1 protein-coding gene is annotated in these 970 nt (G+C 36.1%); it reads left to right on the top strand.

Annotated features, from left to right (window positions below):
* Positions 1–157 precede the first annotated feature (157 nt).
* Positions 158–646, top strand: coding sequence for a DinB family protein (locus RB298_RS31050; RefSeq protein ID WP_328236241.1), 489 nt, complete (start codon positions 158–160; stop codon positions 644–646).
* Positions 647–970: the final 324 nt, after the last annotated feature.

Here is a 970-nt window from a genome sequence, read left to right as displayed (position 1 = left end):
ATATTATAGTTTTCTAGGAATAAAACAACCTATACGACCCTATGTATTACTTTGTCCTATTCCAATGAGATAGGTATCTATAAATATTTGTCGAACTAATTAATAACCCCATTAAAAAAGAGACAAAGTGAAAAATACAGTAAACGGAGGAATTAGTTTGCAAACTATGTTTCATTATAACTGGTTGGTTAGAGAAGAGTGGTATAAATGGTGTGAGAATATTCCACTAGAGGAATTGCTTCAGAAACGAACAGGAGGAGTAGGAGGAATATTACATACGCTCTTTCACATTGTTGATGTAGAGTGGAGTTGGGTTCGCGTTCTTCAGGGAAAGGATGATTTTCAGGAGAGTTTTGAGGAATATCAAAGCTTAGAAAAAGTTCGCCAGCTAGATACACACTTTCAGTTTGAGGTAAGAGAGTTTGTTAGGGGTTGGAATGCAGAAAAGGAAAATAATATTCTTTATGACCCACAACCAGACGGAAGTATAGCAACTGATACTTGGGGAGAAGTTATGCGTCATATGATTGCTCACGAGATACACCATATTGGACAATTATCGGTATGGGCTAGGGAAATAGGAAAGAAACCAGTTTCAGCCAATCTTATTGGTAAAGAACTTAGTCATACATTGCCAAAAATTTAAGTTAATGAACTTTATGGATAGAACTCATGGCTTGTAATTAAGAGAATATGAGCTTTCAAATTTCGGCCTCTTCTAGTATATACAATAATTTTCACTAGATAAGGTAGGAAAACATTCTTAAAAATGTCTTCCTACCTTATCTAAAGATTCGTGTAATATGGCCCACTGATTTGTATTTTTTAGTTTTCATAAAACCAGTTCTAGGAACGAAAAGGAGATCAAGAACTAGTTGGCTAGTCCTTGATCTCCTTTTTTCCAGTGTCCTGGGGTCACTAAAGCAGAGGGCAACTTTGTACGTAAATCGCCTTTTGCTGCATTCACCTG

Origin of the sequence: Priestia sp. BR_2, assembly GCF_041954005.1 — a bacterium.
Classification (GTDB): Bacteria; Bacillota; Bacilli; order Paenibacillales; family Paenibacillaceae; genus Paenibacillus_AQ; species Paenibacillus_AQ lautus_A.
This window is presented reverse-complemented; position numbering and strand designations above follow the sequence as displayed.